This is a genomic window from Sphingomonas paludis (assembly GCF_053502515.1).
Genome location: NZ_CP187558.1, coordinates 3,109,218 through 3,128,400 on the forward strand (window position 1 = coordinate 3,109,218; position 19,183 = coordinate 3,128,400).

Consider the following 19,183-nt stretch of genomic DNA (forward strand, 5'->3'; position numbering starts at 1 on the left):
GCACCGATGACTGGCACCAAGGGGATGGGACCGGAGGCATTCGCCCGCATGGCATCCGCCCTGCCCGTCCGCACCGACGCGGCGTCCGTCCGCCGCCGGGTCGAGGCGATGGAGCATCTGCTGGAACGATCCATCCTGATACCGGGCATCAACTACCGGATCGGACTGGACGTCCTGCTGAACCTGCTGCCCATCGGCGGCACCACCATCGGCGCGATCATGGGCGGCTATATGCTTTGGGAAGCGCGCAACCTGAACATGGGTAAGGGCGCGATGCTGCGCATGTCAGCTAATGTCGCATTCGACTGGCTGATCGGCCTGATTCCGTGGATCGGTGCCGTGCCAGACCTGTTCTTCCGGTCCAACACCCGCAACCTGCGGATCATCCGCCGGCATCTGGACAAGCATCACCCGGCCAGCGTCGTCATCGACCAATAAGCGAACAGGCGGGCGCCGGGTTCACCGTCGCCCGCCAGCAATCGTTCGCTCAGCGCCGGTCAGCCAAAGGTGCGGTCGACCGGCTCGCCCGCTTCGCCGCGGTTGAACCAGGCGGACGAATCGGCACGAAACAGCATCACCACCGCCGCCAGATGCAGGACGAACACGACGACGCCCAGGATGGAATTGAGCGTGCCTGCCACGCCCCAGCTCATCAGGCTGAACGGAAAGGCCAGCGCCTGCAGCGCGAACAGCACGACGATGATCCACTTGCCGACCGCACTCGCCTTTTTCGAAACGAGCCACCAGAGCAGCACCGAAATGGCCAGGCCCAGCACGGCGGTCCCGATGGTGATGGCGGGCATCATTTCCAGCATCTGCGGGTTGGCGGCAAAGGCGGGATTGTCCGCCATCATCTGCATCGACGCACCATAGCCGGTGACCACGCCGACCAGCCAGACGACGATCGAGGCAAGATAGAAACGGTCGAACTGAACGATGGACTGTGGCTTCGTCATGCGGTCCCCCTGACGGTTGCGTACCCCGATCCTAACCGTCGGGCGGACCGAAGCAACCGGGAACGGGTCTAATATGCGACGAAATCCAGTCCGATATCCGCAGCGGGTGCCGATTGGGTCAGCCGCCCGACACTGATATAGGTCACGCCGGTCTCGGCGATCGCCCGGATCGTGTCCAGCGTCACGCCGCCCGATGCTTCGGCAGGAACCCGCCCGGCGATTTGGCCGACGGCATCGCGGAGCGTCGACGGGTCCATATTGTCCAGCAACAAATGGGTCGCGCCCGCCGCCAGTGCCGGTTCGATCTGGTCGATCCGGTCCACCTCGACGATGATCCGCGCGATGCCAGCATCGACCGCCCGGCGAACCGCAGCGCCGACCGATCCGGCGACCGCGACGTGATTGTCCTTGATCATCGCCGCATCCCACAGACCCATGCGGTGATTGGTCGCCCCGCCCATGCGGGTCGCGTATTTTTCGAGCAGGCGCAGCCCGGGAATGGTCTTGCGGGTGTCCAGCAGCGTGGCGCCCGTGCCCGCGATCCGATCGACATAGGCCGCTGTCAGCGTGGCGATGCCCGACAGGTGCTGAACGGTATTAAGCGCCGACCGCTCGGCCGTCAGCATCGCTCGCGCCGACCCGCGCAGCCGCATCAGATCGGTTCCCGGCGATACCCGCTGGCCCTCGCCCACCAGCAGCTCGATTTCCACATCCGGGTCCAGTGCCCGGAAAAAGGCCTGGGCAATGGGCAGCCCCGCCACGCTGATCGCGTCGCGGCTGTCCATCACCCCTTCGAAACGGGCATCGGCGGGGATGACGGCGGCGCTGGTCACATCCTGGCCCGGCCCCAAGTCTTCGGCGAGGGTCGCGCTGACGAACGCATCCAAGTCGAACCCGTCGATGGCAAAACTGGCACTGGACATGACGGCCCTCATGCAATGGCAAAGACCACGGCCATGCCGGTGCCGTCGACGATGTGCAAGATCGCGGCTACAGGCCGATGGCGTCCAGCAGCGTCTGGTTCCACGTCGTGCCCGTCCGGAAGGCGAAGCTGTTGGTGTATCCCCAGACACAGCCATCGACCGACGCGCCCTTGAACGCATCGGTCACCGCCTTGTAATATCCGGCACGCTGGGCGACCGGGATGACGTCGAACGCGCCATATTCGCCCAGAAAGACCGGAATGCCGGTGCGCGTATAGAAATCCCGCGCCTTTTGAACGTCGCGCTGCAGCTGATCCAGTTCACCCGCCTGGGGGAATGTCCGTCCGAGCGGCGGCGTCGGGGAAACCCAGCTTGCCCCTTGATGCGTGAAATTGAACGGATCGTAATAGTGAAAGGTCGCGACCAGATTGGGGTCGCCCGCAGGCAGCGGCAGCGTGGCCAGCGAATTGATGCCGCTGTAGAACTGGCCGCCGATCACCACCTTGCGCGTCGGATTGGTCGCCCGCACCTCGGCCAGTGCCGGGTTCAGGATGGACAGCAGGTTGCGGTCATCGATGTTGTTGTGCGGTTCGTTCAGCAGTTCGAACCACAATTCGTCGTTCGGCACGTCCTTGAACTGGGCTGCCACCTGTTTCCAGATCGCCGTGAAGCGCGCCTTGTTTGCATCCGGTTCGATGAACAGGGCGTCGTAATGGTGGTCGTTCAGGATCACGCGCAACCCCGATGCCCGGGCCAGGCCAACGACGCGCTCGACCCGCGCCATGAAGGTCGCGTCGATCGCATAGGGCGGCGTGGCCGAGGCATGGGCGGACCAACGCACCGGCAACCGGACCGTGCGAAACCCGACCGACTTGATCTGGACGAAATCGTCATCCGCGATCGCACGGCCCCAATCGCCTTCCTTGGGCGCCTCCAGATGGTTTGCCATGTTCACGCACGCGCCGATCTGCGCCGCCACCTGTGCGCTGGGCACTGGCGTCGGTGATGGCGTCGGGGTCGGGGTCGGAGACGGGCTGGGAGCGGGGGTCGGCGAAGGTGCCGGGGACGGCGCGGGCAAGGGACCGGAAATGCCCCCGCCGCCGGACGACCCCGATGCGCCGCCGCACGCAACCAGCAATGTCGCCACGGCCACAGCCGCGGCAAAGCGAGCCTGCCTCATTCATCCCCTCCCGATCGCGGTTTCCGCTTATTTATCTGATGAATGAACGACTTGGCCTGTTCTGGCAAGCCGGGCGTTGCGGACCACTGCAACGCAGCCAATTCCCCCACTGGCGGCGGCGCGGCTTTCTTGCCACAGTAGCGACCATGATCCGCGACGGTACCGACCCCAACCTGCCCCCCCGCAAGCGCGTCGTCGTGCTGGGCGGCGGAACGGCGGGATGGATGACGGCGGCGGCGCTGGTGCGGCATCTGGGCCGCATTGCCGACATCCACCTGATCGAATCGGTTGAAATCGGCATTGTCGGCGTGGGCGAGGCGACCTTGCCGCATATCCGCGATTTCGTGACGCGGCTGGGCATCGACGAAGCGGCGTTCATGGCCGCCACCAATGCCACGTTCAAGCTGGGGATCGATTTCCAGAATTTCGGCGCGATCGGCGAACGCTATATCCACCCCTTTGGCACCTATGGCCAGGAACAGGCCGGCGTCGGTTTCCATCATTTCTGGCTGCGCGCCCGGGCCGAGGGGTCGAATGTGCCGATCAGCGCCTATTCGATGGGCGTGATGCTTGCCGAGGCAAAGCGCTTCGCCCTGCCCGATCCGCTGGATCCAAGCGTCGGATCGACCTTTGGCTATGCCTATCAGTTCGATGCCACCCGGTTCGGCCCGTTCCTGCGCGATTATGCCGTAGCGCGCGGCGTCCGGCGGACGGAGGCCAAGGTGGTCGAGGTCGTCCGCGACGGCGACACGGGCGATGTCGCCGCCCTGCGGCTGGACAATGGCGCAGTGATCGAAGGGGACCTGTTCGTCGACTGTTCGGGCTTTCGCAGCCTGCTGCTCGGCGAAACGATGGAGGCGGGATGGGAAGACTGGGGCGAGTGGCTGCCCTGCGACCGCGCTGCCGCCCTGCCCTGTGCGTCCCCGCCGGGCGAGATCGAACCCTATACCCGCGCCGTTGCCATGTCGGCCGGATGGCGCTGGCGGATCCCGCTGCAGCACCGGGTCGGCAATGGTTATGTCTTTTCGTCCAACCACCTGTCGGAGGACGAGGCGTGCGCCGCCATCCTGGGGGCGGTTGAAGGCAAGCCGCTGGCCGATCCGCGCATCCTTCGGTTCCGGGCCGGACGGCGGCGCGAAAGCTGGGTCGGCAATGTCGTCGGCATCGGCCTTGCCTCGGGCTTTCTGGAACCGCTCGAATCGACAAGCATCTACCTCGTCCAGATGGCGATCACCCGGCTGATCGACCTGTTCCCCGCCGATGGCATTCATGCGGCCGACCGGATGGAGTTCAACCGGCTGGTCGACATGGAATATGACCGAATCCGGGATTTCCTGATCCTGCATTACAATGCCACCCGCCGGACGGATTCGTCGTTCTGGAACCATGTGCGCACGATGACGCTGCCCGACAGCCTGGCGGACAAGCTGGACCTGTGGCGGCGGGCCGCGCGGGTGGCGAAATATGGCGAGGGTCTGTTTTTCGAACCGAGCTGGATCGCCGTCTATCTGGGCCAGGGCGTCCTACCCGATGCCTATGATCCGCGTGCCGACCTGCCCCCGGCGCCGGGCTTGAACGCCGCCCTGGGCGGGCTTGCGCGCGAGATCGAGACGCGGGTCGCCGCGATGCCCAGCCACCGCGCCTATCTTGAACGCGAAGCGGAACGCCTGGCCGCCGCATGACCGTTCCGGGTTCAGGATCGCGTGCGGCATTGACCGCCATCGTCATTGTCGGTGGCGGCACCACGGCCCTGTCGGCCGCAGTGGCGCTTTCGCAAAGCGTGCCCAATGCCCGCATCCGCGTCATCGTGCCGCGCGAGCCGGAGGGCGCGATGGCCGACCGGGCGCATACCGGCCTGCCCATGACCGAACGGTTCAGGGAACGGATCGGCATGGACGAGGCGACGTTGCTGACCCGCGCCGGCGCAACGCACCGACTGGCCTGCCGCTATCGCGGCTGGGGGTCGGACCACCCCTGGTTCACCGGCCATGGTGCCGCACCCGATCCCGTCGCCACCGGATTTGTCGGGCAATGGGCGGGCCACGCAGCGGCCCGTGACGCCGACAGGCCCGCCAATGGGCCGGCGGCGGCATTGGCGGCGCTGGGCCGTTTTGCGGAACCGGTCGACGATGCGACGTCGCCGCTGCGCGATCTGGATTATGCCTTGCGGGTCGATCCGGCGGCTTATCTGCGATTGCTGATGGGATTGGCGCAGCGTGCTGGCGTTACCGGCGGCGGCGGTGAGCCGGTTGCCGTCGAGCGCGGCGAGGACGGCCGCATCGACGCACTGCGGCTGGCCAGCGGCGAATCGGTGGCCGCCGACCTGTTCATCGATTGCACGGGGCCGACCGCGCGGCTGTTCGCGCTGGCCGGTGCCGAAGCCCGGATCGACTGGAGCGGCCAGCTTGGCTGCGACCGATTGATGCTGCCCCGCCATCCCGCCCAGCCGATGACGGCACCGGTGGATGACTGGGTCGCCATAGCAGAGGGCTGGATTTCGGTTTCGCCCGGCCGCGACCGGACCCATCTGATGCTGGGCTATGCCAGCGCGGTGACGGACGACGCGGCGGCCGGGGCTGCGCTTGCGCGGACGACGGGGGCGGAACCGGGTGCGATCATCCCGATCCATGCCGGGCGGCTGGAACGGCCCTTTGTCGACAATCTGGTCGCGCTGGGCGATGCCGCAGCCTCGCTGGAGCCGCTGGGCTGGACCAACCTGCATCTGGCGATGGCGCAGATCGAGCTGCTGGTCGAACTGCTGCCCGGCCGCGACATCATCGCGCAAGAGCGGGCGGAATATAATCGACGCGCTGGCCAGCTTGCCGACCGGGTGCGCGATTATGTCGCGGCGCATTACGCGGTCGCCACGCCCCCGGACGGCCCGTTCTGGAGCGGTTGGGCCAATCGGATGCGATCGGACGGACTGACCCACACCCTGCTCGAGTTCAGCCGACGCGGACGGCTTCCCTATTTCGAGGAAGACAGCATCCCCACCGACCTGTGGCTACAGCTCTTGGCCGGCATCGGTATCCCGCGCGGCATCAGCGGCCGGGCGCTCGGCGTTTCCCCGTCCGAACTGGCCGCAGCCCGTTCCGCGCATCAATCGGGGATCGAGGCGGCGATTGCGGCGGCAAGGCCCTATCCCGCCTGGCTGCAGGAGCGGCTGAGCCGGCTTTCGGCCTGAACCGCCGGTTCGGCGAGTCCATTCAATATCCGGCCCGACACCCTATGTTCACGACATGGCCGCATCGCCCCTGACCCTTCCCGTCCGCCGGGCGATCATCCGCGAGGTGCGGGCGATGTTCAACGATACCGCGCGGGGCGAGGCGCCGGTCGAACGGAGCGCCGATGCGCTGTTCACGCCCGACGACGTGACCTGGCGGGTGCACGGCGACGTGGTATCGATGCTGGCAGGCGGGGTTGCATCCCTGATGATGCAGATGCTGCATCCGCGCGTGCTGGCCGGGGTATGGGATCATTCCAATTTCCGCGCCGACATGCATGGCCGTCTGCGCCGCACCGCCCGCTTCATCGCGCAGACCACTTATGGTGAGCGCAGCGCGGCGCAGGCAGCGATCGAGCGGGTGCGGAAGATCCACGGCGCGGTCGGCGGTTCGCTGCCCGATGGTACGCCCTATCGCGCCGACGATCCGCATCTGCTGGCCTGGGTGCACGTCACCGAAACGACCAGCTTTCTGGACGGCTGGATCCGCTACGGCGAACCGGGAATGCGCCGCGCCGACCAGGACCGCTATTTCGCCGAAATGGCCCGGATCGGCCGCGCGCTCGGTGCCGATCCGGTGCCGGAAAGCCGCATCGAGGCCGAACGCATGATCGCCCGCTATCGCCCTGAATTGCGCGTCGACGAACGCACGCGTGAAGTATTGCGGCTGTTGCTCGCGCAGCGCGCCGCCTCGCCCGCCGCCCTGCCGGTCCAGCGGCTGACGATGCAGGCGGGCATCGACCTGCTGCCCCGCTGGGCGCGCGCGATGCACGGCCTCAATTCCCCGATCGTCGCGCGTCCCCTGGTGCGCGCGGGCGCGACCGGCATTGCCCGGACGCTGCGCTGGGCGTTTTCGGGATAGCGCCCGCTTGCACCCCCGCCCTGCCCGGTTTAGGCGGTGCCTTTAATGCCAGCCATCGATCACAGCCCCGCCGCGCAATTGCCCGGGCGGCTTGCCTTTCCGCACCGGCACCTGACCGGGATCGACGGGTTGCAGCCGCACGAAATCCTGTTCCTGCTGGACGAAGCGGAACAATGGGTGGAGGCCAACCGGACGCGGGCCAAATCCGACCGGCGGCTCGACGGCATCACCCAGATCAATGCGTTTTTCGAAAACTCGACCCGCACGCTCCTGTCCTTTGAAATCGCGGGCAAGCGGCTGGGTGCAGACGTCGTCAACATGCATGCCGCTCAGTCCAGCGTGAAGAAGGGCGAAACGCTGATCGACACCGCGATGACGCTGAACGCGATGCGCGCCGATGTCATCGTCATCCGCCATGGCAGTTCGGGCGCGGTGCAGCTGATCGCCGACAAGGTGGATTGTCCGGTGCTGAATGCCGGCGACGGCTGGCACGAACATCCGACCCAGGCGCTGCTCGACGCACTGACCATCCGCCGCCGCCGGGGCAGCATCGCGCATCAGCGCGTCGTCATCTGCGGCGATATCCGCCACAGCCGGGTCGCGCGGTCGAACATCCTGCTGCTGACCGCGCTGGCGGCCGAGGTGCGGGTCGTTGCTCCCGCCACGCTGATGCCCGACGGGATCGAACGGATGGGCGTCACGCCCTATAGCGATTTCGATGCGGCACTGGCGGGCGCGGACGTGGTGATGATGCTGCGGCTGCAGAATGAACGGATGAACGGCGGTTTCATTCCGTCCACCCGCGAGTTCCATCACCGCTTTGGCCTGACGCCGGAGCGATTGGCCCTTGCCGCGCCGGACGCGCTGGTCATGCACCCCGGCCCGATGAACCGGGGGGTGGAAATCGACAGCGTGGTGGCGGACGACAGGGCACGGTCGGCGATCACGGAGCAGGTCGAGATGGGCGTCGCGGTCCGCATGGCGTGTCTTGACGTGCTGACCCGTGCCGAGCGCGGTGTGGCGGGCTGGGCATGAGCACTTGTTTTGCAAACGCGACCCGGGTCTGCCCGGATGCCGGGGTGTCGACGGGCAACCTGCGCGTGGATGGCGAGGTCATTGCCCTCGACGGCCCGACCACCAACCGGATCGATGCCACCGGCAAGCTGATCGCCCCCGCCATCGTCGATCTGGGCGCGTTCGCCATCGACAAGGCGGCGTTTCGCGCGGGCGGGATCGTGCGCGTCGCGCTGATGCCCGATCAGTCGCCGGTGCTGGACGATCCCGGCATCGTCCAGCGTGCCGCCGCCATGGGCAAGCCGGAATTGTGGGTCCATCCCATCGCCGCCGCGACGCAGGGTCTGGCCGGCCGCGACCTGTCCGAAATGGCGATCCTGGCAGAGGCGGGCGCGCGCGCCGTCGCCACGGGGCGGCGCTGGATCGCGGATACAGGCGTCATGCGCAAGGTGCTGGCCTATGCCGCCGACCTTGGCCTGACGGTCATCGCTCATGCCGAGGATGGCGGCCTGACCGGCGATGCCGTGGCGACGGCGGGCGAAACGGCGACGCGGCTCGGCCTGCCCGCCGCCCCGGCCTGTGCCGAGGCGCTGGCCGTGGCCCGCGACCTGATGCTGGCCGAAGATACCGGCGCGCGGCTGCACTTCCGTCAGATCACTACCGCGCGTGCGTTCGACCTGATCCGCGCGGCAAAGGCGCGGGGCGTGCGCGTGACCTGCGGCATTACGCCTGCGCATCTGTTCCTGTCCGACATCGCCGTGTCGGATTACCGCACCTTTGCCCACCTTTCCCCGCCGCTCCGGGCCGAAAGCGACCGCAGGGCCGCGATCGAGGCTGTGCGCGACGGCACGATCGACGTGCTGACCAGCGGCCACGATCCGCGCGGGCCGGAGGCGAAGCGGCTGCCCTTTGCCGATTCGGCGCCGGGTTCGGCGGGGGCGGAAACCCTGCTGGCACTGGGGCTGGGACTGGTGCGGGACGCCGTGATCGACCTGCCCCGCCTGTTCGCCATGCTGGCGCGCAATCCGGCCCGCATCCTGGGGCTGGACACGGGGACTCTGGCCATCGGCGCACCGGCGGACCTGATCCTGGTGGATGAGGGCGCGCCTTGGCAGATCAATACGGAGCGGATGCGGGCCAAGGCGGGCAACACCCCGTTCGACGGCCTGCCGGTGCAGGGCCGCGTCCTGATGGTCATGAAGGGCGGCGCACTGGCCGATTGAACAAAAGGACGGCGCCGATCCGGGGACCGACGCCGCCTGAAGTTCGCTCTGTTATCCCGGAGTGACCGGAATTACTTGGACGCGGCACGCACGCCCGAACGCACCCAACTCGCCAGCTTGTCGCCGGCTCCGGTGCGGACAAAACATTTGCCGCCGCCGCGCTTGACCGCAGCGCACAGCCGGTCGGCGTCCGGGCGGGCAAATCCGCCCACCGACAACCGGTAATAGGTGGTTCCGCCGACAGTGACGGGCATCCCCGACGGGACCAGCCCCTTGAGCGGCGCGACGCGGCCGGCCAGCCGGCCCCACGCATCCTTGGCGATTGCATCGCTGTCAAACGCCCCCAATTGGACGAAGAATTCGCCGGGAGCGGGCTTGAACATCGCCGGCTTGCCAGCACCGGGCACCGGCTTGGCCGAAACAGCGGCAACGGCGCGCGGGGTCGCCGGGCGGACGCGAGCGGGCGTCGCCTGTACGACTTCGCCACGCGGGGCAAAACTCACCCCCGGCGCCGCGCCTTCGCTGGACAGCGGGGCGGGCGATGCATCGGCAACCGCGACGGGCGCTTCGACAACCGGTTCGATAACCGGCGCAATGATTTCGACCGGCGCATCGACCAGCGGGGCCGGTTCGGCAACCGACGCGTCCGCGACTTCGACTGCGGCGGCAACCGGCGGCACCGCGTTCAGCGCCAGCGCGACCGGCTGGCCCGGATCCTCGACGGGTGCGACGCCCAGCATGGCCGCCACTTGATCCGACGCGGTTTCCGGCCGGGCAAACCCGGCCCATTCGATCAGCCGCTTTTCAACTTCGGCCGGCGGCAGATCGACCGACGCGACCGCCTGAGCCTCTCGCCAGCGACCGGACAGGGCCAGCACCAACGCAAAATTCTGTCGCGTCACCGCGGTTGCCCCCGGATCGCGCGCCGCAATCGACAGGATGGCCACGCCCCCTTCGGGATCGCCCGCCAACGCAAGCGCCAGGCCCCGGTCCGCCGGTGCGATCTGATCCTTGTGCCGCGTCAGCGTCTCGCGCGCCGTCGACCATTTGCCCAGCGCCGTTTCGGCAAGGGCCAGGTTCAATGCGGCGCGGCCATTGGCCGGGTCCAGCGCCAGGGTGTCCGAAAATGCCTGAGCCGCCGATTCGAACCGGCCCGCCGCCAGATAGGCCCGGCCCAGCAACGCACGATAGGTCGCGTCCTGCGGCGCCAGCGCAACGGTGCCCTCGGCATGGCCGATGGCCTGATCGATCTTGCCGGCCGCAAGCGCCTTTTCGGCCTGCTGGCTGGTACGGAGTGCCTTTTTGGCGTCGGCGGTCACGGCCGTGCTGCCCAGGCTAGCCAGGTTCATCGGCTTGGTCGAACAGCCGACCATGGCGGTCCCCAGCATCAGGGCCGACATGCTCAGCATCGTAAAGGTCCGGGTCTTCATCTTTCCCCCCACCGTCAACGGCCCTTGCCCTTGGGAAGCTGATCCATCAGCGCCTCCACCTCGGGCACGGTCGTCAGGAATTGATCCAACGCTTCGGTCACAAGCTGCTGGGCCGAAACGCGGTGCAACGCGCTGGCCAGCCGCAATTTCAGATGGCGATCCTCGTCCAGCCGCAGCGTGAATGCGGCCTTGCGGCCCTTGTGGCGGGTTTCGCGCTGAAACCGCTGGGCCGTCTTGACCGAAACCGGGCGCAGTTCGGGCTGCGGCGCACCGACAGCAACAGGCGCTGCCGCCGCCAATTCCGCTGCCAGCACCTCGCGCTGCCGAACTACCTCGGGCACGGGAGCGGCGCTTTCGGCCGCTGCCTCGCCCATGTCGTTCCAGCCCAGATCGTCGAGCGCAGCGGCATCGGGACCAAAGCCGACATAGCCCTGCGGCCGCATGGCCGGCTTTGCCTGGCCCTTGCGCGCCAGCAGGCCCGACGAGAGCGATGCGGCAGGTTTCATGGTTCCGAACATGCCCATGGCCTCAGCTGACGACCCGGCGGCCAAAGCCGCCCTGGCGTACGGGGTTCATGGCATGGGCAACGCCCGGCGCGGCAAAGACCGTGCGCCGGAAATTCTTTTCCAGCCGGTCGTGGATGTAGGACCACAGCGCCTGCACCTCGGCCGACGACTTGCCGTTCGGGTCCATTTCCATGACCGTGCGCCCATCGATCATCGACGATGCGAAATCGGTGCGGTGATGCAGCGTGATCGGCGCAACGGTGCCGTGCTGCGACAGCGCGACGGCGGCCTCGCTGGTGATCCGTGCCTTGGGCGTGGCGGCATTGACGACGAAGATCAGCGGCTTGCCGGCCCGGTCGCACAGATCGACGGTCGCACCGACCGCGCGCAGGTCGTGCGGGCTGGGACGGGTGGGAATGACGATCAGTTCGGCTACCTGGATGACGCTTTGAATGGCCATGGTGATGGCGGGTGGCGTATCGATGACCGCCAGCTTGAACCCTTGCTGACGCAGCACTTCCAGATCGGACGCCAGCCGCGCCACGGTGGTCTGGGCAAAGGCCGGAAACTCGGCCTCCCGCTCGTTCCACCAATCCGCCAGCGACCCTTGCGGATCGATGTCGATCAGCACGACGGGGCCGGCACCGGCACGCTGTGCCTGTACCGCCAGATGACCCGACAGGGTCGTCTTGCCCGATCCGCCTTTTTGCGAAGCCATCGCCAGAACGCGCATGAAATCCCCTGATGCCCGCCAGTCCAGCCTTGGAAATGCCATGCCGGATCATAAGAATTGGTAAACGGCGTCAGTGTCTGGCCCAATTTCTGCGGCATTGCGGTTAGGATTGCTTTGCCATTCGCGGTTAACGCGCGTTATTCTTTGTCCGATCAGGGGGATGCGCGGGATGAACGGACGATCCATGCTTGGTGCAATCATGCTGGCCACGCTTGCCGCCGCCCCGGCTCAGGCCGACGTCAAGGCGGGACTGGAGGCATGGGCGCGGGGCGATTATGCGGCCGCCGTGGGCCAGTGGCGGGCCGATGCCGAACGCGGCGATCCCGATGCGCAGTTCAATCTGGCCCAGGCCTATCGGCTGGGTCGCGGCGTGCCCCAAGATCTGGCCCAGGCCGAGCAATGGTATCGCCGTGCGGCCCAGCAGAACCACCGTCAGGCATCCGATTTCTACGGTCTGGCACTGTTCCAGAACGGCAACAAGCAGGCGGCGGTGCCATGGCTGGAGGCATCGGCCCGCCGGGGAGAGCCGCGGGCGCAATATGTCCTGGGCACTATGTATTTCAACGGCGATGTCGTCGCGCGCGACCATGCCCGCGCCTTTGCCCTGCTGAGCCGCGCATCGGCTCAGGGCATCACTCAGGCAACGCAGACCCTGGCCCAGATCGACCGCTACATCGCCATGCCCGATCGCCAGCGGGGCGCGCAGCTGGCCGCAGCCTATGAGCGGGACGCCGCGGCGGCTCAGGTCGAACCGGCCATGCCGATCCGCACCGCCCCCCGGCCGGCGACGCCCATCCAGGTGGCCGAGCTGCCGCCATCGACGGTCGCGACGTCGGCCGATCCTGTGTCGGCCGGGACGGACGATGCCGCCATGCCACCGCCGCCCCAGCCAGTGCGGCAGGCGATCCCGGCGGTCAGCGAGCGGTCAGCGGCGGTAGCCCAGCGCCCGGCGGCGCCCCCGGCACGGCCGGTCCGACCTGCGGTGGTCGACGGCGGCTGGCGCGTCCAGCTGGGTGCATTCGGCGATCCCGGCAATGCGCGGCGGCTCTGGACCCAGGTGGCCGGTCGCTTCCCGGGCCGACAGCCAAGCTATCCCCGGTCGGGTCGGTTGACCCGGCTGCTGGTCGGCCCCTTTGCCAGCCAGTCGGAGGCGCGTTCCGCCTGTGGCCGGGTCAGCCCGTGCGTGCCGGTGCGCGATTGATCCGGATGGATGGCGGGCCGGGTGCGATGGTGCCGGTTGCAGGGATCGAACCCGCGACCTTCGGTTTACAAAACCGCTGCTCTACCATCTGAGCTAAACCGGCGAACCGCCGCGACTGGTGCCCCTGGCCGGACTTGAACCAGCACTCCTTTCGGAACTCGATTTTGAGTCGAGCGCGTCTACCAATTTCACCACAGGGGCCTGTCGCGGGGGGACGCGCTAACCGATTGCGGGCCGGGCTGCAAGCGGTCGCGCTTCAACCGAACGTAGCAGCGGCATCCTCATGACCATAGGGGTCTTTCGGATCTGGACCGAACCGATTGGGCCCGCGCGTGCCGGGCAGGCAGAGGACGACCAGCCAGGCGATCGACACCAGAAACCCAACGAACGGGACGTTTGACAGGACATAGGCGGCAAGCACCCACCAACCCGACAGATTCTGATCGTGCAGACGGCGGACCTGCACCGCAATCGACGGGATGATCACGGCCAGCAGGAACAGACCGAGCAGGGCGAAGATCACCCAGACGCCAGCGCTGAACTCCCCCGTTTCAAAGTCGGACATCATGCCCATCGCAAGGGCAAGACCGGTCATCACAACGACGACGGCGAAATAGCCGAGCATGAACATCCAGAATTCCATGCGGCGCGACCGGCCCTGAAAATCCGCATATCGCTTCAGCGGCATCAGCATCCATTCCACAGCTCATCTCCCCCGGTTGATCGTTCGGAAGGCTCAGGCGCGCGGCGCCTGTCGCCGGTAACTCAATGCCTCTGCTACATGCACGCGGCTCACCGTGTCGCTGCCCGCCAGATCGGCAATCGTGCGCGCCACGCGCAGAACGCGGGTATAGCCGCGCGCGGACAGGCGCATGGCCGCCGCCGCCTTGGCCAGCAGATCGCGGCCAGCATCGTCGGGCGTCGCATGATCGGTCAGCACGTCGCCATCCGCCTCTGCATTGGTCCTGGCGGCGACATCGGCGTAGCGCCGCTGCTGAACCGCCCGCGCCGCCGCCACCCGTCCCCCAACCTCTGCCGAGCCCTCCGAAGGAGGCGGCAGGATCAGGTCGGCAGCGGTCACCGGCTGAACCTCGACATGCAGGTCGATGCGGTCGAGCAACGGCCCGGACACCTTGGCCTGGTAATCAGCGGCGCAGCGCGGCGCGCGGCTGCACGCCAGGGCGGGGTCGCCCAGATGGCCGCAGCGGCAGGGATTCATCGCCGCCACCAGCTGAACCCGCGCGGGATAGGTCAGATGCGCATTGGCCCGCGCGATGCTGACGGTGCCCGTCTCGAGCGGCTGGCGCAGCGAATCGAGCACCGCGCGCTGAAACTCGGGCAGTTCGTCGAGGAACAGCACGCCCAGATGCGCCATGCTCACCTCGCCCGGCTTGGCCTTCAGCCCGCCGCCGACCAAAGCCGCCATGGATGCGCTATGATGCGGGCTGCGGAACGGGCGCACCCGCGTCATCCGCCCGCCCTCCAGCGTCCCCGCGACGCTGGCGACCATCGACACCTCCAGCGCCTCTGCCGAATCGAGCGGCGGCAGGATGCCGGGCAGGCACGCCGCCATCAGCGACTTGCCGGCCCCCGGCGGCCCGACCATCAACAGGTTGTGGCCCCCAGCGGCAGCGATCTCCAGCGCGCGCTTGGCGGTCTCCTGGCCCTTCACCTGGTTGAGATCCGGCCCGCTGCCCGCCGCGACCGCCATGCCCGGCTCCGGCGGGGACAGCAGTTGAAGGCCGTTCAGGTGATTGAGCAACCCCAGCAGGTCGGTTGCGGGCACCACGCCCGCCGATCCGGCCCAGGCGGCCTCGGCCCCCTGCCCTGCCGGGCAGATCAGCGCCTTGCCCTCGGCTGCGGCGTGCAGCGCGGCCAGCAGGACGCCGGGTGACGGCGCAACCCGGCCGTCCAGCCCCAGTTCCCCGACGATGACGTAATCGCCCAGCGCTTCCGCGTCCGCCACGCCCATCGCCGCCAGCAACGCCATGGCGATGGGCAGGTCGTAATGCGATCCTTCCTTGGGCAGGTCGGCGGGCGACAGGTTGACCGTGATCCGCTTGGGCGGCAGCGACAGGCCGATGGCGGCGATGGCGGCACGCACCCGCTCGCGGCTTTCCGCCACCGCCTTGTCCGCCAGGCCGACCACGATGAAATTGGGCAGGCCCGGCGCCAGCGATACCTGTACCTCGACGCTGCGCGCCTCAAGCCCCAGATAGGCCACCGTCGATACGATCGCGACCAACGGCCCTGTTCCCCCAACACCCCGGTTGGCGCAGACCTTACCCGCTTTCGCCGGGCTGGCCAGAGGGCACAGCGCAAAAAACAGGACAGGCGTATTGTCCACGCAATACACCAGACCCATCTGGTCGGATATGGCGATCCTGCCCTCTGCGTTGACTTTGGCGATCGGCTGGCATAAGGCCGCGCACAACCCGGCCGTCCAAGTGGCGGCCCTTTTTCGTTCTGATTTACCGGGAATGGACAATGAAGCGGACTTTTCAGCCGAGCAACCTGGTGCGGGCGCGCCGTCACGGATTCCGTCTGCGGATGTCGACTCCGGGTGGCCGCAACATCATCCGCGCGCGTCGCGCGCGGGGCCGGAACAAGCTGTCCGCCTGACCGTCCTAACGCGGCGGGCGGATTTTCTCGCCGCGAATCACGGCAGGCGCGCACCGACCAAGGGGTTTCTCCTGCTCGTGCGCGACAGGGCTGACGGCGATCCGGCGATGCGGATCGGCTACACCGTATCAAAGAAAGTGGGCAACGCCGTCGTGCGCAACCGCATGAAGCGGCGTTTCCGCGCATTGGCGCGCGACGTGCTGGCAACGCACGGCATTGCCGGGGCCGATCATGTGCTGATCGGCCGACAATCGGGCATCGAACACCCCTTTGCCGAACTCGTCGCCGACCTGAAAAAGGCGCTGGACCGGGCACGGCCGAAAGCGGCCGGGACGTGACCCGGCCGTCCCTTCCCGCACTGGCGCTGATGGGTCTGGCCCGGTTGTGGCAACTGGGGCCGTCGCTGATCCTGCCGCCCAGCTGTCGCTATTCCCCGTCCTGTTCGGCCTATGCAATCACGGCACTTGGTCGCTATGGGGCGATCAAGGGCGGATGGCTGGCGGTCAAGCGGATCGCGCGGTGCCATCCATGGGGCGGCCATGGCCATGATCCGGTGCCATGAGCGCCAAGCAAGGACTGACTGGTGAAGACTGAGCAGAAGAATTTCCTGATCTTTGCGGTGATCGCCGCGCTGATCCTGTTCGCGTGGGAACCGATCGTCCGCTTCGTCTATCCCAGTGCAGTGACCCGCCCGACCGAAGTGATTGCCGGCGGCGAACGCATCGCAAAGCCCGATCCGGGCGCCGATCCCGCCGCCAACACGCCCGCCGCGATCCGCGACCGCAATCAGGTGCTGGCCGAAACGCCGCGCGTCGCCATCGACACGCCGACGCTGAAGGGATCGATCAACCTGAAGGGCGCGCGCATCGACGATCTGGTGCTCACCCGCTATGACCAGACGGTCGATCGCAATAGCCCGCCGATCCGCCTTTTCTCGCCCTCCGGCACCGAAAAGGCCTATTTCGCAGGGTTCGGCTGGCGCGGCACCGGCTTGACCGCGCCGGATGCCAACACCGTGTGGCAGGCGAGCGCGCCCGTTCTCAAGCCCGGCCAGCCCGTCACCCTTTCGGCCCAGGTGGGTGCACAGGTTTATCGCATCCAGCTTGCGGTCGACGACGCCTATATGTTCACCGCGACCCAGACCGTGGGCAATGGCGGGGGCCAGCCGGTGCAGGTCGTGCCGTTCAGCTATCTGAGCCGGGCCGAGAAGTCCGCCGACGTCGATCAGTGGACCGCCCATGTCGGCGCGATCGCTGCAACGGCGGAAAAGGCGAACTACATCAACTATGACGAAGTCACGCCCACTGCCACACGCTTCGAAACGCGTGGCGGCTATGCCGGGTTTTCCGATCACTATTGGCTGACGGCCGTGATCCCGGACCCCAAGGTGGCGTCCGAGCTCCGCCTGATCTCAGCCGGCGAGCGGTCGTTCCAGGTGGATACCGAACCGGCCAGCGCCGCACAGCTTGCCCCCGGTCAGCAGCTGACCCAGACTACCCGCGTGTTTGCTGGTGCCAAGGAAGTGAACATCCTGGACCGGTACGAGGAACAGAGCGGCATCCCGCATTTCGGCCGAGCCATCGATTGGGGCTGGTTCGAAATTCTGGAAAAGCCGATCTTCCATTTCCTGCACTGGATCTTCACCCAGGTCGGCAATTTCGGCGTGGCGATCATCCTGCTGACCTTCACCATCCGGCTGGTGCTGTTCCCGATCGCCCAGCGGCAGTTCGCCAGCATGGCGTCGATGCGCGCAGTGCAGCCGAAGATGAAGGCGCTGCAGGAACGCTACAAGGACGACAAGGCGCAGCTTCAGCAGAAGATGATGGAGCTGTACAAGACGGAGAAGGTCAATCCGCTGGCCGGATGCCTGCCCACGCTCATTCAGATTCCGATCCTGTTCGCGCTGTACAAGGTGCTGATCCTGGCGATCGAAATGCGGCACCAGCCGTTCGCGCTGTGGATTCGCGACCTGAGTGCCCCCGATCCGCTGACGCCGGTGAACCTGTTCGGCCTGCTCGACTTCACGCCGCCCGGTTTCCTTGCGATCGGCGTCATCCCCATCCTGCTCGGCATTTCGATGTGGGCGCAGTTCCGCCTGAACCCCGCGCCGATGGACGATGTGCAGAAACAGGTGTTCGCGATCATGCCGTGGATGCTGATGTTCATGATGGCGCCGTTCGCCGTTGGCCTTCAGATCTACTGGATCACGTCCAACCTGTTGACCATCGCTCAGCAGCAGTGGCTCTATTCCCGGCATCCGGCGCTCAAGCAGAAACCGGCATGACGGAGGACGATGCACGGGCAGCGGAGATCGAGACGGCACGAAAGGTGTTTGCCGGGCAGATCGCGTTCCTGAAATCCGCGCCGGCGCTTGAATTCCTGCCCGATGCGACGGTGCCGGAAATCGCCTTTGCCGGGCGGTCCAATGTCGGCAAATCATCGCTGCTCAATGCGCTGACCGGCCGCACCTCGCTTGCCCGCACGTCGGTGACGCCGGGGCGGACGCAGGAGCTGAACTATTTCGACGTCGGCAGCCCGCTGGCTTTTCGCCTGGTCGATATGCCTGGTTACGGCTTTGCCAAGGCGCCGAAGGACATGGTCCGCCGCTGGCGATACCTGGTAAACGACTTCCTGCGCGGCCGCGTGGTGCTGAAGCGCGCGCTGGTGCTGATCGATTCGCGGCATGGCATCAAGGATGTCGATACCGAAATGCTGGACATGCTGGACAAGGCGGCCGTCAGCTACCGCATCGTGCTGACCAAGGCGGACAAGGTAAAGGCGACCGATCTGGCCGCCGTCCTCGCCCGCACCGAAGCGGAGGCTCGCAAACGCCCCGCCGCGCATCCGGAGATCATCCCCACCTCGTCCGAAAAGGGCATGGGCATCCCGGAGCTGCGCGCTGCCGTCATCGAGGCGGTGACGGCCTGAGCATGGACCACGCCCGGGCAACCGAGCAGGTCTTTTCCTATGGCACGCTGCAACAGGAGGGCGTTCAGCGTGCCACCTATGGCCGCTTGCTCACCGGCCGGGCGGACAGCCTGACCGGCTGGCGCATGGGCACCGTAATCATCCGGGACCCTGACGTGCTCGACGCCAGCGGAATAGAGAAGCATCTGGCGCTGGAACCGGACGCGGATGCACCGGCTGTTACGGGCATGGTGTTCGACCTGACGCCGGAGGAACTGACCGCGACCGATATCTATGAGAGCGAGAACTATGCTCGGGTGCGGGTGACGCTAGAAAGCGGCACGGAAGCCTGGGTCTATGTGAAGCAGGCGGGCTAACCCCTTTCTTCCCTCTCCCCTTGCGG

At 67.1% G+C, this 19,183-nt stretch carries 21 protein-coding genes and 2 tRNA genes; 13 read left to right on the plus strand and 10 right to left on the minus strand.

The genetic code is table 11. The annotated features are described in order from the left end of the window. The first annotated feature begins 6 nt into the window (after positions 1-6). Positions 7-438 carry a DUF4112 domain-containing protein gene (locus ACPVPU_RS15055; RefSeq protein WP_448658792.1) on the plus strand — a complete coding sequence of 144 codons (432 nt, stop codon included), beginning with the start codon at positions 7-9 and terminating at the stop codon, positions 436-438. A gap of 59 nt (positions 439-497) precedes the next feature. On the opposite strand, the gene ACPVPU_RS15060 is transcribed toward ACPVPU_RS15055, so the two are convergent. From ACPVPU_RS15060 to ACPVPU_RS15070, 3 genes are all read right to left on the minus strand, one after another. After that, positions 498-956 carry a hypothetical protein gene (locus ACPVPU_RS15060; RefSeq protein ID WP_448658793.1) on the minus strand — a complete coding sequence of 153 codons (459 nt, stop codon included), beginning with the start codon at positions 954-956 and terminating at the stop codon, positions 498-500. Between the two features lie 68 nt (positions 957-1,024). Continuing rightward, complete coding sequence (gene nadC / locus ACPVPU_RS15065) at positions 1,025-1,879, minus strand: carboxylating nicotinate-nucleotide diphosphorylase (RefSeq protein WP_448658794.1); 855 nt, start codon at positions 1,877-1,879, stop codon at positions 1,025-1,027. A 67-nt stretch (positions 1,880-1,946) separates the two neighbouring features. Continuing rightward, positions 1,947-2,873, minus strand: coding sequence for a glycoside hydrolase family 5 protein (locus tag ACPVPU_RS15070; RefSeq protein WP_448658796.1), 927 nt, complete (start codon positions 2,871-2,873; stop codon positions 1,947-1,949). A 332-nt stretch (positions 2,874-3,205) separates the two neighbouring features. Between ACPVPU_RS15070 and ACPVPU_RS15075 the strand changes: the two genes are divergently transcribed. Genes ACPVPU_RS15075 through ACPVPU_RS15095 form a run of 5 tightly spaced genes read left to right on the plus strand, consistent with a single transcriptional unit; the run spans position 3,206 to position 9,381 of the window. Then, a complete protein-coding gene (locus ACPVPU_RS15075) occupies positions 3,206-4,741 on the plus strand; it encodes a tryptophan halogenase family protein (protein WP_448658797.1) in 1,536 nt (511 codons plus the stop codon). Further along, complete coding sequence (locus ACPVPU_RS15080) at positions 4,738-6,243, plus strand: tryptophan 7-halogenase (RefSeq protein WP_448658798.1); 1,506 nt, start codon at positions 4,738-4,740, stop codon at positions 6,241-6,243. The genes ACPVPU_RS15075 and ACPVPU_RS15080 overlap by 4 nt, the downstream gene beginning before the upstream one ends. Positions 6,244-6,298: 55 nt before the next feature. Next, positions 6,299-7,144: an oxygenase MpaB family protein gene (locus tag ACPVPU_RS15085; protein ID WP_448658799.1), complete on the plus strand. Its 846-nt coding sequence runs from the start codon at positions 6,299-6,301 to the stop codon at positions 7,142-7,144. A gap of 45 nt (positions 7,145-7,189) precedes the next feature. After that, on the plus strand, positions 7,190-8,179 hold the full coding sequence (locus tag ACPVPU_RS15090; protein WP_448658800.1) for an aspartate carbamoyltransferase catalytic subunit: 990 nt from the start codon (positions 7,190-7,192) through the stop codon (positions 8,177-8,179). After that, positions 8,176-9,381, plus strand: coding sequence for a dihydroorotase (locus tag ACPVPU_RS15095; protein ID WP_448658801.1), 1,206 nt, complete (start codon positions 8,176-8,178; stop codon positions 9,379-9,381). The genes ACPVPU_RS15090 and ACPVPU_RS15095 overlap by 4 nt, the downstream gene beginning before the upstream one ends. 71 nt (positions 9,382-9,452) lie before the next feature. On the opposite strand, the gene ACPVPU_RS15100 is transcribed toward ACPVPU_RS15095, so the two are convergent. The 3 genes from ACPVPU_RS15100 to ACPVPU_RS15110 are packed head-to-tail and all read right to left on the minus strand — an operon-like array spanning position 9,453 to position 12,050. After that, complete coding sequence (locus tag ACPVPU_RS15100; protein WP_448658802.1) at positions 9,453-10,811, minus strand: SPOR domain-containing protein; 1,359 nt, start codon at positions 10,809-10,811, stop codon at positions 9,453-9,455. A gap of 14 nt (positions 10,812-10,825) precedes the next feature. Next, complete coding sequence (locus ACPVPU_RS15105; protein ID WP_448658803.1) at positions 10,826-11,335, minus strand: hypothetical protein; 510 nt, start codon at positions 11,333-11,335, stop codon at positions 10,826-10,828. Positions 11,336-11,339: 4 nt separating this feature from the next. Next, positions 11,340-12,050, minus strand: a complete 711-nt coding sequence (locus ACPVPU_RS15110; protein ID WP_448660543.1) for an AAA family ATPase — start codon at positions 12,048-12,050, stop codon at positions 11,340-11,342. Between the two features lie 169 nt (positions 12,051-12,219). Between ACPVPU_RS15110 and ACPVPU_RS15115 the strand changes: the two genes are divergently transcribed. Beyond that, a complete protein-coding gene (locus tag ACPVPU_RS15115) occupies positions 12,220-13,251 on the plus strand; it encodes an SPOR domain-containing protein (protein ID WP_448658804.1) in 1,032 nt (343 codons plus the stop codon). A gap of 27 nt (positions 13,252-13,278) precedes the next feature. Here the strand turns inward: ACPVPU_RS15115 and ACPVPU_RS15120 are convergent. From ACPVPU_RS15120 to ACPVPU_RS15135, 4 genes are all read right to left on the minus strand, one after another. Further along, positions 13,279-13,354, minus strand: a tRNA-Thr gene (locus ACPVPU_RS15120). A gap of 13 nt (positions 13,355-13,367) precedes the next feature. Beyond that, a tRNA-Leu gene (locus ACPVPU_RS15125) sits at positions 13,368-13,452 on the minus strand. Between the two features lie 55 nt (positions 13,453-13,507). Beyond that, positions 13,508-13,939: a DUF805 domain-containing protein gene (locus ACPVPU_RS15130; protein WP_448658805.1), complete on the minus strand. Its 432-nt coding sequence runs from the start codon at positions 13,937-13,939 to the stop codon at positions 13,508-13,510. A 48-nt stretch (positions 13,940-13,987) separates the two neighbouring features. Continuing rightward, positions 13,988-15,496, minus strand: coding sequence for a YifB family Mg chelatase-like AAA ATPase (locus ACPVPU_RS15135; protein ID WP_448658807.1), 1,509 nt, complete (start codon positions 15,494-15,496; stop codon positions 13,988-13,990). 242 nt (positions 15,497-15,738) lie between these two features. Between ACPVPU_RS15135 and rpmH the strand changes: the two genes are divergently transcribed. Genes rpmH through ACPVPU_RS15165 form a run of 6 tightly spaced genes read left to right on the plus strand, consistent with a single transcriptional unit; the run spans position 15,739 to position 19,157 of the window. Further along, positions 15,739-15,873: a 50S ribosomal protein L34 gene (rpmH, locus tag ACPVPU_RS15140; protein ID WP_448660545.1), complete on the plus strand. Its 135-nt coding sequence runs from the start codon at positions 15,739-15,741 to the stop codon at positions 15,871-15,873. After that, positions 15,870-16,211 carry a ribonuclease P protein component gene (gene rnpA / locus ACPVPU_RS15145; protein ID WP_448660546.1) on the plus strand — a complete coding sequence of 114 codons (342 nt, stop codon included), beginning with the start codon at positions 15,870-15,872 and terminating at the stop codon, positions 16,209-16,211. The genes rpmH and rnpA overlap by 4 nt, the downstream gene beginning before the upstream one ends. Positions 16,212-16,240: 29 nt before the next feature. After that, a complete protein-coding gene (yidD, locus tag ACPVPU_RS15150; protein WP_448660547.1) occupies positions 16,241-16,435 on the plus strand; it encodes a membrane protein insertion efficiency factor YidD in 195 nt (64 codons plus the stop codon). A 21-nt stretch (positions 16,436-16,456) separates the two neighbouring features. Continuing rightward, positions 16,457-18,157 carry a membrane protein insertase YidC gene (yidC, locus tag ACPVPU_RS15155; RefSeq protein WP_448658808.1) on the plus strand — a complete coding sequence of 567 codons (1,701 nt, stop codon included), beginning with the start codon at positions 16,457-16,459 and terminating at the stop codon, positions 18,155-18,157. After that, a complete protein-coding gene (gene yihA, locus ACPVPU_RS15160) occupies positions 18,154-18,801 on the plus strand; it encodes a ribosome biogenesis GTP-binding protein YihA/YsxC (RefSeq protein WP_448658809.1) in 648 nt (215 codons plus the stop codon). The genes yidC and yihA overlap by 4 nt, the downstream gene beginning before the upstream one ends. A 2-nt stretch (positions 18,802-18,803) precedes the next feature. Continuing rightward, on the plus strand, positions 18,804-19,157 hold the full coding sequence (locus tag ACPVPU_RS15165) for a gamma-glutamylcyclotransferase family protein (RefSeq protein WP_448658810.1): 354 nt from the start codon (positions 18,804-18,806) through the stop codon (positions 19,155-19,157). Positions 19,158-19,183 lie beyond the last annotated feature (26 nt).